This is a genomic window from Mesorhizobium sp. LCM 4577 (genome assembly GCF_001854795.2).
Classification (GTDB): Bacteria; Pseudomonadota; Alphaproteobacteria; order Rhizobiales; family Rhizobiaceae; genus Mesorhizobium; species Mesorhizobium plurifarium.
On record NZ_MDDU01000054.1, the window covers coordinates 179,545 to 193,637 of the forward strand.

At 66.2% G+C, this 14,093-nt stretch carries 11 protein-coding genes; 3 read left to right on the plus strand and 8 right to left on the minus strand.

The genetic code is table 11. The annotated features are described in order from the left end of the window. Window positions 1-12: 12 nt before the first annotated feature. From LCM4577_RS31285 to LCM4577_RS31295, 3 genes are all read right to left on the minus strand, one after another. On the minus strand, window positions 13-1,539 hold the full coding sequence (locus LCM4577_RS31285; protein ID WP_071074638.1) for an efflux RND transporter periplasmic adaptor subunit: 1,527 nt from the start codon (window positions 1,537-1,539) through the stop codon (window positions 13-15). 437 nt (window positions 1,540-1,976) lie between these two features. Continuing rightward, entirely contained in the window at window positions 1,977-2,162 is a 186-nt protein-coding gene (locus LCM4577_RS31290; protein ID WP_040984570.1) for a hypothetical protein, read from the minus strand. Between the two features lie 132 nt (window positions 2,163-2,294). Further along, window positions 2,295-3,713 carry an FAD-binding oxidoreductase gene (locus LCM4577_RS31295; RefSeq protein WP_071074639.1) on the minus strand — a complete coding sequence of 473 codons (1,419 nt, stop codon included), beginning with the start codon at window positions 3,711-3,713 and terminating at the stop codon, window positions 2,295-2,297. Between the two features lie 448 nt (window positions 3,714-4,161). Here LCM4577_RS31295 and LCM4577_RS31300 point away from each other — a divergent pair, with 448 nt between their 5' ends. The 3 genes from LCM4577_RS31300 (at window position 4,162) to LCM4577_RS31310 (ending at window position 7,744) form a co-directional block, all read left to right on the plus strand. Next, window positions 4,162-5,190: an isopenicillin N synthase family oxygenase gene (locus tag LCM4577_RS31300; protein ID WP_071074702.1), complete on the plus strand. Its 1,029-nt coding sequence runs from the start codon at window positions 4,162-4,164 to the stop codon at window positions 5,188-5,190. Window positions 5,191-5,219: 29 nt separating this feature from the next. Continuing rightward, window positions 5,220-6,860, plus strand: a complete 1,641-nt coding sequence (locus LCM4577_RS31305) for an ABC transporter substrate-binding protein (RefSeq protein WP_071074640.1) — start codon at window positions 5,220-5,222, stop codon at window positions 6,858-6,860. Between the two features lie 101 nt (window positions 6,861-6,961). Then, window positions 6,962-7,744, plus strand: coding sequence for a glucose 1-dehydrogenase (locus LCM4577_RS31310; RefSeq protein ID WP_071074641.1), 783 nt, complete (start codon window positions 6,962-6,964; stop codon window positions 7,742-7,744). 7 nt (window positions 7,745-7,751) lie between these two features. Here the strand turns inward: LCM4577_RS31310 and LCM4577_RS31315 are convergent, their stop codons facing one another. The 5 genes from LCM4577_RS31315 to LCM4577_RS31335 all read right to left on the minus strand — a co-directional run bounded on the left by LCM4577_RS31315 (window position 7,752) and on the right by LCM4577_RS31335 (window position 13,921). Further along, window positions 7,752-8,369 (minus strand): nucleoside/nucleotide kinase family protein, encoded by a 618-nt coding sequence (locus LCM4577_RS31315; protein ID WP_071074642.1) that lies wholly within the window; start codon window positions 8,367-8,369, stop codon window positions 7,752-7,754. Window positions 8,370-8,502: 133 nt separating this feature from the next. Next, window positions 8,503-9,261, minus strand: coding sequence for a glutamine amidotransferase (locus LCM4577_RS31320; protein ID WP_071074643.1), 759 nt, complete (start codon window positions 9,259-9,261; stop codon window positions 8,503-8,505). A gap of 67 nt (window positions 9,262-9,328) precedes the next feature. Then, window positions 9,329-10,330, minus strand: a complete 1,002-nt coding sequence (locus LCM4577_RS31325; protein WP_071074644.1) for a rhamnose ABC transporter substrate-binding protein — start codon at window positions 10,328-10,330, stop codon at window positions 9,329-9,331. 46 nt (window positions 10,331-10,376) lie between these two features. Further along, entirely contained in the window at window positions 10,377-11,366 is a 990-nt protein-coding gene (locus tag LCM4577_RS31330; RefSeq protein ID WP_071074645.1) for an ABC transporter permease, read from the minus strand. Next, window positions 11,363-13,921 carry an ATP-binding cassette domain-containing protein gene (locus LCM4577_RS31335; RefSeq protein WP_116390225.1) on the minus strand — a complete coding sequence of 853 codons (2,559 nt, stop codon included), beginning with the start codon at window positions 13,919-13,921 and terminating at the stop codon, window positions 11,363-11,365. Before LCM4577_RS31335 ends, LCM4577_RS31330 begins: the two co-directional genes overlap by 4 nt. Window positions 13,922-14,093: the final 172 nt, after the last annotated feature.

Here is a 14,093-nt window from a genome sequence, read left to right on the forward strand (position 1 = left end):
CGCTCGGCGCGTTCATTGGCTGGCGCCGCTGTCGCCGCCATTGTCGGGGGCACCGGCATTGCCGGCACCGCCATTGCGGCGGCCGCTGCCGTCGCGATGATGGCGATGACCTTGCTTGCCGCTGGACGCGTCGCCTGCAGCACCTGCGCCCGCGCCTGCCGGACCGGTGCCCTGGCCGTTCGACATTGCCGGCGCGCCGGCTGGATTGACCACAGGAGTGTTGTTGCCGGCGCTAGCGGCCGGAGCTCCGCCGGCCGCGCCGCCCTCACCTGTCGCTTGCGGCTGCGGCGCGGCGCCACTTCCGCCGGGGGCCGGCGCGGCGCCATTATCAGGCACCGTGACCTTGGCGCCGTCCTTGAGCCGGTCGACGCCGTCGACCACGACCTTGGCGCCTTGCGGCAGACCCGCCAGGAGCTGCGTGACGGTGGCGTTGCCCGGGCCGAGCGAAACGGTCTTCACCGAGACGGTGCTGTCGTCGTTGAGCTGGTAGACGAAGGTGCCCGGCGCGCCGTGCTGGATGGCGGCGTTGGGCAGCACGCTGACGCCGGTCAGGGTGCGCACCAGAAGATGCACGTTGACGAACTGGTTGGGATAAAGCACGCCGTCGGCATTGGGGAAGACGGCGCGCAGCTTAACCGTGCCGGTGGTCGGATCGATCTGGTTGTCGATCGTCTGCAGCGTGCCTTCGGCGATCTGTTTGGTGTCGTTGCGGTCGAACAAAGTGGCCTTGAGCCCGGCATTGCCATGGGTCTGTTCCAGCACTTGCGCCAGGCTGTCCTCGGGCAGCGAGAACAGCACCGAGATCGGCTGCATCTCAGCAATCACCGCAATGCCGGTACTGTCGCCCGGCGTGACGTAGTTACCCTGGTCGATGAGGCGCAGGCCGATGCGGCCGTCGGCTGGCGCCGTGATGTGGCTGTTGGCGATGTTGACCTGCACGGCCTCGATCTGCGCCTGATCGGACACCACGGTCCCCTCGTCGGACTGGACGGTGGCGCGCTGCAGGTCGACCGCCTGCTGCGTGATGGCGTTGGAGGTGAGCTTCAGGTCGCGGTCGAGGTCGAGCTTGGCATCGGCAAGCAGCGCCTGGTCGTGCTCCAGCTGGCCCTGCCACTGATGCAGCGAGGCCGTCAGCGTGCGGTCGTCGATCTGGGCGAGGAAGTCGCCCTTCTTCACATTCTGGCCCTCGGTGAAGCCGATCTGGGTGATCTGGCCGCTGACCTGCGCGCGCACCGTGACTGTCGATAGCGGGGTGACGGTGCCGAGCGCTTCGAGCACGATCGGGATATCGGCCTGCGTCACCGGAGCGACGGCAACCGGCTGCGCGAGATCGCCGCCGCCACGGAAACGGCCGCCGCCCCGATGGCCGCTCTGCTGCTGAACCTGAAGGGGATGCAGCCAAAGCGCGGCGCCAGCCGCAGCCAGGACGAGGAGCAGCGCAACGATCCAGCCGCGCCGCCTGCGACGCATGGCGGCCGGCTTGACGTCTATCACGGCCTCCTTTGGTGGCCGGAGCCGGTTGGCGACTTCGTCGTCCACTTCGTTACCTATCCGTCGAACTGCACCCAGGAGGCACCTGCGCCTTTGCCGGCCCCGCGCCCAACGTGGGCGTCAAAGCGGCCGCTTGAGCCGGGATTTGGCCGGAGCATAGGCAGGTGGATTTTCCGGCGCAATTCCGGCTCCCATTAAATTCCTGTAATAATTTGAATGGGTTAGGCTTAGGAAATTGCGTTGGATCGCGAGGTGGGCGGAGCGCGGTCTCGCCGGCAAATTCGTGCGGCAAAGAAGCGTAGACCGCCGGCCTTAGACGAATGGCGACAAGGCTTTAGGAGGACAACTCGGCCACATGCAAGAACCGCCAAGGGTGCACATTGCGCCGATCGAGGCGCGGCGCGCCGGCCTGTATGACCGGGGCCGGCGAGGCCTCACCCTGCTCGCAAAGATGTGAACGCGGCCGCGCCAAGACTTGGTCGAACTTAACGGCGTTCAGGTAGCAACCGCAGGACAAAGCCGACGACAAGGCCGAGCACGAAACCGAGCGGGCCTGTGATGAAGATGCCGAGCAGCGGGCCCTGGTTTGCCTCGGGCGTGAAGATCACCGGGCCGACAAAGCCGCCGAGCAAGCCGACGGTGCCCAGTATCGCGCCCCATTTAAGCATCATTCGCCCCATAGCCTGCCGAGCCACAGCAGCAGATTCGCCCATGCGAGCCAAGTTCCAGCTTTAGCGACATCTGAAATAACAACAGCGGATTTGGGTCACCCGAACCTATCGCGGCGGTTGCTGATGCGGCTGCTATCCCCGCTCCTTCTTCCGCCGGCTCGGCAGCGCCTCGATCTCGTCGGCGGAAAGATGCCTCACCTCCGCCCAGAAGCGCGATTTCGCCGAGTTCAGCAGGCCGTCGGGGTCGAGCCGCTTCTTCCAGGCCAGATGCTTGAAATCCGGCTTCATGCTGCCGCCTTCGACACAGGGTACGTGCGGGTCGGACAGTTTCGGCCCATGYGCGGCGTAGATGCTCCCGATTTCACGCAGGCGCGCGTCGTCTGTGTAGCGCACGATCGGCAGGTCGAAGGCGACAAGCCTGTCGTTGAGCAGCGCGAATTCGTGATGCATCAGCACCTCGTCGCCGAAGATTTTCTGCAGCGGCTCGATCGGGCGGCTGTCGAGCGGCGCGGGGAACGTCACCTGCAGATTGGTCACCGTGCGGTCCTGCTTCAGCACCTGCAGCGTGGTATGGTTGTAGGAGAACTCGGACAGCGCCGGCAGGCCGGAGGCCGCGATGCCTTCCGCATCGAGGTCGATCTCGACTGTGCCGCCAAGATGGCGCAGCACATCGCGAACCGCTGCCGCATCCGGCTCGGCGACGATGACGATGGCGAGGTCGCGGCGGCGCTTCGCGAGCTCGCCGAGCTTGGCGATCGAAGCCGCGATGCGACCGTCCACGGTGGTCAGCAGCTTGAGGTTCAGCGCACGCGCGCCGCCGAGCGCCATGYCGGCCTCGAAAGCCTGCCGGTAAGTGTCGAACGAGGCGACGACGTTGCGCCAGCGCGGTGACGCGACGGTGCCGAGCGTCACGTCGGTGATAACGCCGTTCAGCCCCCAGGCGTGATGGATGGCGAGAATTTCAGGACCGGTGAAGACCTGGCGTTGCGGTTGCCTTTCCATTGACAGCACCGTGATTGCCTGGATGTTCCTGCCATCGCGCAGCATGCCGTGGCGGATCGAGCCGATGCCGCCGGAGCCGCCAGCGATGAAGCCGCCGATGGTGGCGATCGCCTCGGTCGAGGGCACGATCGGCAGTTCGCGGCCATGCTGCGCAAGCGCCGCGTTGATGTCGCCGATGCGGGCGCCGGCTTCGGCGCGCACGGTGTCGGGGCCGATCTCGAGCACGCGCGAGATGCCGGTCATGTCGATGATCAGCCCGCCATCCATCGGCACGGCCTGGCCGTAATTGCCGGTGCCGCCACCGCGGATGACGACGGGCGACCGCCACTCAGCCGCCACCGCCAGGCAGCGCRCCAGTTCGTCCACCGTGGCGGGTGCCGCGACGAGATCACCGAAGCAGGACGACAGCTCGCGGCTGAGGATCGGGCTGTACCAGAAGAAGTCGCGCGAGCGCCTCTTGACGATCGACGGCGTGTCGAAGGTTTCGATGCCGTCGAGCGCCCTGGCGAAGGCCTGCCAGTCGATGTCGTTTTTGCCTGAGATGGACATGAACGCCCTCGCCTAGCGTTGCTTCGCAGCGAAACGAACACGTGCCAATGGGCGTCCGCGAAAATCACGTTTGGTCTGGAAAATCCGGCTTTCGTCGAGCATCTCGCTTCTCCGCTGGTCGCGCTGCGACCTGTCGAATTGCGGCTCGTTCCCTCGAAAGCCCTGTGCCATGGGGTGGCGCGACTGTCGTTCAGGCCGGGGCATCTGTCAACCGCCTGCCGGCGCTTGACAAAGCCGCCTCCCTGTTGGACGCTTCCTCCTACCATGGCACCGGGTTCGAGCCGCTTTCTCCGACCGGCAAGGCGTCGGAACGAAACGGACCCGCGATGCCAAGCAATCCAGAAATCGTTACCTACAGTGAGCGAGGCCCTCGCGTGACGGCGTGCGCGTCTGCGTCGGCGACTTCGATTGCGGCACGCCGGTTCCCAAGCATCGCAAGGATCGCAAGATGAGTGAGACCATCCCCGCCATCGACATCGCGCCGCTGTTCGAGCCGCCCTCGCCCGCCCGCGACGAGGCCGACCGCCAGATCTTCGCCGCCGCCTCCGGCATCGGCTTCATGACCGCTCGCGGCTTTCCCGGCGCCGAGCTTCTGACGCGTGAGCGGCGCGGCGAGCTCCTGAAGATCTTCGAGCTGCCGGATGCGGAAAAGCAGAAGCTGCTGCGCTGGAACTTCGATCCGTCGAAATCCAACTACTATCGCGGCTGGTTCCCGCTGCAGCCGACCGCGGTGTCCTACAAGGAAGGCATCGACATGGGGCCGGACATCGCCCATGCCGACGCCGAATTCGCCGCCGACGACCCGCTGCTCGAACGCACGCCGCTGCCGGCCGAAAGCGACGTTCCAGGATGGAAGGCGGCGGCCGCGCATTACTACCGCTCGATGGAAAAGGTCGGCGCGGCGCTGATGGCCTCGATCGCGCGCAGCCTCGGGCTCGAGGACGACATTTTCGACGGCCATTTCCAGGGCGGCATCTCGACGCTCAGGCTGATCCGCTATCCGCTGCGTACCGAGGACGGCGTGGTCGACCTGTCGAAGCCTGAATATTCGGTCATGCACAAGGGCGAGCGGCGGCTGGTCATCGGCCGCGAGCACGCCGATTCCGGCTTCGTGACGCTTTTGGCGCAGGATGGCGTCGCAGGCCTGCAGGCCAGGAACCATGCCGGCGAGTGGATCGACGTGCCGCCCGCCGACGGCACGCTGGCGGTGAATTTCGGGCAGTTGCTGGAACGCTGGACAGGCGGCGTGGTGCAGGCGACACGCCACCGGGTGATCGCGCCGAAGACGGCGCGCTACTCCATCCCCTTCTTCTACGAGCCGCGCGTCGACGCCGAGATCGCGCCGCTGCCGATCAAGGGCGCCAGCGATTTCGCGCCCTTCCTCTACGGCGATTATCTGTGGGAGTCGGCGACCAATTTCGTCGAGATGGCCGGCGTCAAGACTCTGCGAAAGCCAAGACGACCGGCCGCCGCCTGATCGTCAGCAACCAACAGGGGGAACGAACAATGAGCACCGACACGCGCAAGCTGCCTTCCATCCTCGGCGGGTGGGAGGCTGCGGTGAGACAAGGCAAGGTCGACCGCCGCGAGTTCCTCGCCGTGGCCAGCGCGCTCGGCGCCTCCACCGCCGCGGCCTACGCGATGGCGGGCCTTGCCGCGCCGAGCGAGGCGCGGGCCGACGAGCCGAAGCGCGGCGGCGTGCTAAAAGTGGCGATGCTGGTGCCGGGGCTGAAGGATCCGCGCACCTTCGATTCCTCCGACCTCGGCAACATCGGCCGGCAGTTCCTCGAGCCGCTGGTGCGTTACACCGAGACCTTCACCTTCAAGCCGATGCTCGCCGAGCGTTGGGAGGTGAACGACGACGCCACACGCTACACGCTCCATCTGCGCAAGGACGCGACCTGGAACAATGGCGATGCCTTCAGCGCCGACGACGTGATCTTCAACTTCACCCGCTGGTGCGATACCGCGGCCGCCGGCAATTCGATGGCGCGGCGCTTTGCCGGCCTCACCGAAGGCGACAGCGGCAAGCTGCGCGCCGGCGCGATCGAGAAGGTCGACGACCATACGGTCGTGCTCAACCTCTCGGCGCCCGATGTCACGGTGATCCCCAACCTCGCCGATTATCCGGCGCTGCTCGTGCATCGCGACTTCGACGCCGCCGACGGCGATCTCGCCAAGCATCCGGTCGGCACCGGCGCCTTCGAGCTGGTGTCGCTCGATGTCGGCCAGCGGGCGGTGTTCAAGCGCCGCGCGAGCGGCAAATGGTGGGGCGGCGAAGCGCTGCTCGACGGCATCGAGATGATCGACTACGGCGTCGATCCCAACGCGCTGGTCAGCGCCTTCGAGGCCGGCGAGGTCCACACCAATCTCGACAGCAATGGCGACTTCATCTCCGTGTTCGACGGCATGGGCCTGACCAAAAGCGAGATCCTTTCGGCCTCCACCGTGGTTGCCCGCGCCAATGCGGCGACCGCGCCCTATACGGACGAGCGCGTGCGGCGCGCTTTGCAGCTTGCCGTCGACAATTCGGTGGTGCTGAAGCTCGGCATCGCCGATGCCGGCGAGGTGGCGGAAAACCACCATGTCTGCCGCATCCATCCCGACTATGCCGAGCTGCCGCCGATCAAGCGCGACCTCGACGAGGCCAAGCGCCTGATGAGCGAGGCCGGCCAGATGGGCTACGAGCACGAGCTCTTCTCGATCGACGACGACTACCGCAAGAACACCGCCGACGCGATCGCCTCGCAGCTACGCGAGGCGGGCTTCAAGGTGAAGCGCACCGTGCTGCCGGCCTCGACCTATTGGAACGGCTGGGCCAAGTTCCCCTATTCGACCACCAATTGGGCGATGCGGYCGCTGGGCGTCCAGGTGCTGGCGCTAGCCTACCGCTCGGGCGAGGCGTGGAACGAGAGCGGCTTCGCCTCGAAGGAGTTCGACGCCAAGCTCGACGAAGCGCTGAAGACCGCCGATGTCGAGAAGCGCAAGGCGGTGATGAAGGATGTGGAAACGATCCTGCAGCAGTCCGGCGTGATCATCCAACCCTACTGGATGAAGCTCTATTGCCACTCGGCCAAGCAGGTGACGAACCGCCACGCCCACCCGACCTACGAGTTGGACTTCACCGACGTCTGGCTCGCGGCTTAAGGCAGGTCGCAAAGGCGTGACCGTGCTGGCCGACGCCTTGCGCTTGCTTGAGCTGTTGGGCAGGGTGACAATGCCCGTCGACACATCGATGAAGGTGCAAATTGCATTCGACTGATTATCTCGGCCGCCTCTTCGGCCTCGAAGGCAGGCATGCCTTCGTCACCGGCGCCAGCCGCGGGCTGGGCCTCGCCTTCGCGGAAGCGCTGGCCGCCGCCGGCGCCCGCGTCACCATCGGCGGCCGCAAGGCCGATGAGTTGAAAGCCGCCGGCGACCGGCTGCGCGCCGAGGGCTACGCTGTGGCGGAAGCGGTGATCGACGTCACCGACACGCGGTCGGTCGACGCGGCAATCGCGGCGAGCGAAGCCGGCACCGCGCCGATCGACATCCTGGTCAACAATGCCGGCATCCAGCGCCGCGCGCCGCTCGAGACCTTTTCCGATGCCGACTGGGACGCACTGATGGCGACCAATCTCGACGGCGTCTTCAAGGTCAGCCGCGCCGCGGCGAAGGGCATGATCCAACGCCGTAAGGGCGTGATCATCAATGTCTCGTCGGTGCAGAGCGCGCTGGCCCGCCCCTCGATCGCTCCCTACGCCGCAAGCAAGGGGGCGATCACCATGCTGACCAAGTCGATGGCCGGCGAATGGGGCCAGCACGGCGTGCGCGTCAACGCGATCGCGCCCGGTTACTTCAAGACAGAGATGAACGCCGCCTTGGTCGCCGACGAACAATTCTCAGGCTGGCTCACCGGCCGCACGCCGATGCGGCGCTGGGGCGATGTCGAGGAACTGGCGGGCGCCGCGGTGTTCCTGGCCTCGGACGCCGCGAGCTTCGTGACGGGGCAGACGCTGCTGGTCGACGGCGGGATCACGAGTGTGCTGTAGAGGTCCCTCACCTAGACTCCCACGTCACATCCGCCGGCATGCTGTGTTCCAGCACGAGGTCGACATTGGGCAGGTCGTTGCCGCGAACCTTGGCGACCGCGTATTCATCCGGATAGCTCAGGTCCGTCCAGCGCTGCAGCAGCCTTCGTTCGAGCTCGGCGCGCGGCGCGGTTAGGAAGACCGACAGGTCGAACAGGCGGGCGAGGCCGGACCATGGCGCGCGGTCGAGCAAAAGGTAATTGCCCTCGACGATGACATAGCGGGTCGTTGGCGCGATCAGCCTTGCGCCGGCGCGCGACAGGTCGAGCGGGCGATCGAAAGTCGGCACGGCGACGCTTTGCGCGGTGTCTCGCACGCGTCGCAAGGTCAGCTCGAAATTGTCGAAGTCGAAGGTCTGCGGCGCACCCTTGCGCTGGCGCAGGCCGAGCTGGTCGAGCACCGCATTGTCATAGTGGAAGCCGTCCATCGGCAGGATTTCGGCGCTTTCGGCGGCGAGCTCCGCCAGCAGCCGTTCCGAGATGGACGATTTGCCAGCGGCGGGCGGCCCGGCGATGGCGATCATGGTGCGTGCGCCGCCAGCTTCGGTCGCCAGGATGCGCGAGACGAGATCGTTCCAGTCGCTCATGGTCGGTCGGTCCTCGGGTCTTGGCTGATTGCATGGATTGAAAGGGATTTGACCAGCGCCGCCTCGCCAAGGCGGTCAACATGGCGATGCCCGGAGGGAGGCCAGGCAGCGGCACTGGTCAAAGGTATGAGAGTCAGTCGCCCGCAATCCAGCGGATGATGTTCGCCATCAGCCGGCCGTAGAGCGGCCATGCGAGAAAATCCTGCGACAGCCAGTGCGGGCCGATGTCGGTCGTCCAGGCGGCGGTCCGGCCCTTGCCAAGCTCGCGCACCGAAAGCAGCGGCCAGTCCGCGCCACGATAGTGGCAGGAGGCGAGCAGCCGGGAGGAGCCGTCACGGCGGAAATCGGTCTTGTTCATGCCGAGGATCGGCGGCAGCGGCCCCTCGATGCCGGCAAGGATCGGATGCGACGTCTGCAGGATGGAGCCCTGCAACCCCTGCGGCACTTCCAGCCCATCGCTGAAAGGCAGGCAGCGTACCGGCAGAACATCCTCCACCGGCGTGTCGTGGAAGCGCGCGGTGCCGAACATGCCMTGGAAGCCCATATAGCCGCCGGCAAGCATCAGCCCGCCGCCGCCCTCGACATAGGCTTTCAGGACGTCGAGGCGATTGACGCCGACACGGCCGGCGCGCGCCTCGGGCGTAACCAGCAGGCTCAGCGCGCCGACGTCGGAGATCACCACCGCACGATAGGGAGCAAGCGCTTCGAGGTCGTAAGGGAATTCGGCCGGACAACGCTCGCCGCCGATTTGGGTAACCGAAATGCCTTCGGTCTCCAGAGCGGCGTTGAACGTTGCGGCGCCGTTGACGTAGGCGGCGCTGGTCAACACCTCGGCGCCGGAAGCCACCGTTGTCGTGGCCGAAAAGGTTTCGCCCGCAAGCAGGATCTTCATTGCCTAACCGTCCGCGCGATCGAGAAAAGAGCGGCGGGCGCTTGGCGCGCCCGCCGAGTTTAAAGGATCAGAACTTGAACTCGGCCAGGTTCTCCGGCGTCACGATCTTGGCCGGGCCGAGCACCAGCTCGCCGCCGGCACCGATCGTGTATTCACCGAGGCGGCCGGCCTTGAACTTCTCGCCTTCCTTGCCTGTGATCTTGCACTGCGCCAGCGCCTGGGCGGTCTGGTAGGTCAGGTAGCCGAGATCGGAAACGTTCCACCAGATGTCCTGGGCGGAGCCGTCCTTGATGTATTTCGAGATGAGCGTCGCCGGCGCCAGGCCGGTCAGCTTGACCTTGCCCATCAGGCCGGCTTCCTCCAGCGCGCGCGCCGCGGCCGGCAGGCCGATGCCGGCCGGAACGATGATCGCCTTCAGATCGGGGAAGGCCTGGACCAGCGCCAGCGCCTGCTGCTGGTTGACCTGCTCGCTCTCCTCGCCATAGGCGACCTGCACCAGCTTCATCTTCGAAAATTTCGGCTCGGCCGCCATCTTCTTCTTCATGAAGTCGATCCAGGCGTTCTGGTTGGTGGCCGTCGGCGTCGACGACAGGATGGCAAAGTCACCCTCGCCGCCCATCAGATTGTACGCGCTTTCCAGCATCATCTCGGCCAGGCTGTCGCCCTTGGCCTGGTTGGCGAAGACCGCACGCGCGTCGCCGGCGACGTCGGAATCGTAGGACACCACCTTCACGCCCTGCTGTGCCGCGCGCTTCAGCGCGGGCGCAACCGCGTTGGCGTCATTGGCCGAGATGGCGATGACGCCGACCTTCTGGGTGACGAGGCTGTTGATGAAATCGATCTGCGCTTCCGCGGTTGCCTGCGACGGCGCGACCTGGATCGCCTTGCCGCCGATCTCCTTGGCGGCCTCCTCCGCGCCCTGCTGGGCGACCTTGAAATAGGGATCGGTGTCGAGCTTGGGCAGGAAGCCGACGGTCACCGGCTCCTTGGCGCATTCGTCGGCAAGGGCCAACGAGGCTGGGGCAAGCAGAATGGTCGATGCGAGCAGGGCTAGTCCGAACGCTTTCATTGTACACTCCTCCGTTTAATTCGGGCTTGCAGGAAGGGGCCCGAGATCACCCCTTGGTTTCGCGCAAGGCGCGCGATCTTGAGAGACGCTCCTCCAGGGAACGCCAGTAATTGCCGACCAGCAGCGAGCCGATCAGGAGCAGGCCGATGATCATCCCCTGCGCGTCGCCGCCGATCTGGTTGAGCGCGAGCACGTTGCGGATGATGGCGATCAGCACCAGCGCCAGCATGACGCCGGTGAGCTTGCCTTTGCCGCCGAAGACGCTGACGCCGCCGAGCAGCACGATGGTGATGACGTCGAGCTCCATGCCAAGCGCGTTGTTGGCGCGCGCATTGGCGAGGCGCGCCGTGTAGACGATGCCGGCGATGGCCGCGACGACGCCCGATACGACGAAGAGCGAAAGCACCATGCGGCGCGTGTCGATGCCGGAATAGCGCGCGACCTCGGGGCTGCCGCCGAGTGCATAGAGCCGCTTGCCGGTCGCAGTCTTCTGCAAGACGATCGCGAAGACCGGCGCCAGCAGCACGAAGGGCACGATGGTCCAGGGGATCTGCGTTCCCGGCAGGTTGTTTATGCCGAAATCGACGATCGCGGGCGGCAGGATGTTGACCGAGCCGGTGCCGAGCAGGATGTAGCCGATGCCGCGATAGAGCGCCATCGTGCCCAGCGTCACCACCAGCGACTGCAGGCCGAGCGCCGACACCAGAAAGCCGTTGAAGGCGCCGAGCAATGCGCCGAAGAGCAGCGTCAGCGGGATCGCGGCGAAGGTCGGCATACCGGCCTGGACAGCGAGGCCGAAGATCACCGACGTCAGCGCCAGCACAGAGGCGACCGAGAGGTCGATCTCGCGGCAGATGATGAGCAGCGTCATCGGCAGGATCAGCAGCGCCTTTTCCGATGCGCTGGCGGCCAGCTGCGAGAGGTTGAAGCCGGAAACGAAGTTGGGCACGAAAACGGCGGCATAGAGGAACACCGCCAGGCAGGCGGCGGCCAGCAGCAAGTCCCAGAAGTCGATGGAGCGGAGGAACTTGCTCATCTCATCCTCGCCTGTCTGGCCTGCTCGGCGCGCCGCACGATGAAGGTGTCGATGCCGATGGYGACGAGGATCACCAGGCCGTAGACGCCCTGCAGCCACAGCGGATCGACCCGCACCAGGGTCAGCCCGTTCTTGATGACCAGCAGCGTCAGCGATCCGAGCACGATGCCGAGCAGCGTGCCGGAGCCGCCACGGATGGCGACGCCGCCGACCACGGCGGACGCGATCACCGTCAGCTCGAAACCCAGCGCGACACGGGCGTCGATGGTGGCGTAGCGCGAGGCCCACAGCGCGYCGCACAGGCCGCCGAGCAGCCCAGCCAGCCCGAAGGCCATCAAGATGCGCCGGTCGACCGGAATGCCGATGAGGCGCGCGCCGTCCGGATTGGAGCCGGTGGCGAACAGCTCGCGGCCGATCGCGGTGCGGTAGAGCAGCACATAGCCGGCGCCGAGGATAAGGATCGCGATGGCGACARTCAGCGGCACGCCGGCGAGCTTCAGCCCGGTCATGTCGAGCCATCTCTGCGTCACCTCGTCGGCGCTGACCTGGTCGCCGGCGGCCCAGATCGAGTTGAAGCCGCGGAAGATCGACATCGAGGCGAGCGTGACGACGATCGCCGGGATCTTTCCCCGGGTGACGACGAGGCCGTTGATGAGCCCGCAGACCGTGCCGACGGCGCAGGCGGTCGTAAGGCCAATGGCGATGTCGAAGCCGGGATAGGCCTGCACCATGCTCGCCGCCATATAGGCCGACAAGCCGATCACCGACGCGATGGAAAGGTCGATGTTGCGGGTGATCAGCACCAGCATCTGGGCAAGGGCGGCAACCACCAGCAACGCAGCATCCATCGATACCGCTGTCAAATTGGCGGCGCTGACCATGCGCGGATTGATGATGGTGACCGGAACGGCGACCGCCAGCATCGCGGCGAGCAGGCCGAACTCGCGGCGCTTGAGGATATTTGCCGGGCCTTTGCTTGCTTCCTCGAGAGCGGCCTGCTCCGTCTGCGTCGTCGCGCCGGCCTGCTCGACCGTGCGGGTCGCGGCCTCGAGCACTTTTTCCTGGGTTGCTTCGCCGCTCGCGAATTCAGCCGTGCGATGGCCCTCGCGCAGGACGACGATGCGGTCGCACATGCCGATAAGCTCCGGCATTTCGGAAGAGATCAGCAGGATCGCCATGCCTTGCGCGGCAAGATCGGCGATCATGGCATGCACCTCAGCCTTGGTGCCGACGTCGATGCCTTGCGTCGGCTCGTCGAGGATGAGCACACGCGGCTCGGTGCGCAGCCATTTGGCCAGCACCACCTTCTGTTGGTTGCCGCCGGACAGTTCCTTGACCGRCTGGCCGTAGCCGGCGAAGCGCAACTTCATGCGCTTCAGCCAATCGGCAACGAGGCCGACGGCGCGGTCGGCGCCGTAGAGGCCGAAGCGAGATGCCTTGTCGAGAACCGGCAGAACGGCGTTGTCGAGAACGCCGAAATCCATCACCAGGCTCTGGCCCATACGGTCTTCCGAGACATAGGCGATGCGCGCATCCATGGCGTCGCGCGCCGAGGCGAAACGCACCGGCCTGCCGTCGATGAGGATCTGGCCAGCGTCAGGCTGGTCGATGCCGAACAGCACGCGCGCGATCTCGGTGCGGCCGCTGCCAACGAGACCGCCTAAGCCCACCACTTCGCCGGCATGGAGCTTCAGGTCGATATCGGCGAAGGCACCGGCGCGCGACAGTCCGCTTGCCTCCAACACCAGCGCGCCGGGCTTTTCGCGCCGGTCCGGGTAGAGATCGCTGACCTCGCGGCCGACCATCATGGAGATCGCGGCGGCGCGGCCGAGCTCCACCTTCGGCTTGACGCCGACCAGGCGGCCGTCGCGCAGCACCGCGATGCGGTCGGCGATGCGGAAGATCTCGTCCATGCGATGGCCGACGAACATCATCGCCACGCCGTGCGCCTTGAGATCGGCGACGACGRCGAAAAGCCGCTCCACCTCGCGCTGCGAAAGTGCCGCGGTCGGCTCGTCCATGATCAGCACGCGCGCCTCGAGCGACAGCGCGCGGGCGATCTCGACCAGCTGTTGCTCGGAAGTGCGCAGAGCGCCGAGCCTGGTATCGGCCGGCACGGCAAGACCGACGGTGGCCAGCACCTTCCTGGCGCCGACAAGCATGGCGGCATTGTCGATGCCGCCGAAACGGTCGCGCGGCATGTGGCCGAGATAGATGTTTTCCGCCACCGACAGGTCGGGAAACAGGCCGGGATGCTGGTGCATGACCGCGATGCCGGCGGCTTGAGCGTCGTGCGGCGAGCGGAAGCTGGCGGGTTTGCCGTCGACCTCGACATGGCCGTCCGTGGGTGAATACACGCCGGCGAGCAGCTTGACGCAGGTGCTCTTGCCGGCGCCGTTCTCGCCAAGCAGCGCCAGCACCTCGCCCGAACGCAGGTCGAAGGAAACATCCTTCAGCGCGACGGTGCCGCCAAAGGCCTTGGTGGCGCCGATCAGCGCCACTGGTGCCCTTGCCGCCGTCGCGACGGCTTCGCCAAGCGCGCCTTGCTGCAGCACGTTTCCTCCCTGGTCGTAGTTATTTTTTCAGTTTGCTATATTAAATACACCAAACCCGCAACCGGAAAATTGACTTCCTCGGGCGCAACGCGCAGTGTCGCGCCGTGCTCAGCCGTGATCCGTCAGCCTTATGGCCGTGACCATGGATAGAGCCGGCCGCGCTCGCGGCAAG

What these genes read in the sequence shown, in the direction of transcription:
- LCM4577_RS31325 (WP_071074644.1), bottom strand. Translation starts at nt 10,330, where the DNA reads ATGAAAGCGTTCGGACTAGCCCTGCTCGCATCGACCATTCTGCTTGCC.
- LCM4577_RS31315 (WP_071074642.1), bottom strand. Translation starts at nt 8,369, where the DNA reads ATGAGCGACTGGAACGATCTCGTCTCGCGCATCCTGGCGACCGAAGCT.
- LCM4577_RS31290 (WP_040984570.1), bottom strand. Translation starts at nt 2,162, where the DNA reads ATGATGCTTAAATGGGGCGCGATACTGGGCACCGTCGGCTTGCTCGGC.
- LCM4577_RS31330 (WP_071074645.1), bottom strand. Translation starts at nt 11,366, where the DNA reads ATGAGCAAGTTCCTCCGCTCCATCGACTTCTGGGACTTGCTGCTGGCC.
- LCM4577_RS31300 (WP_071074702.1), top strand. Translation starts at nt 4,162, where the DNA reads ATGAGTGAGACCATCCCCGCCATCGACATCGCGCCGCTGTTCGAGCCG.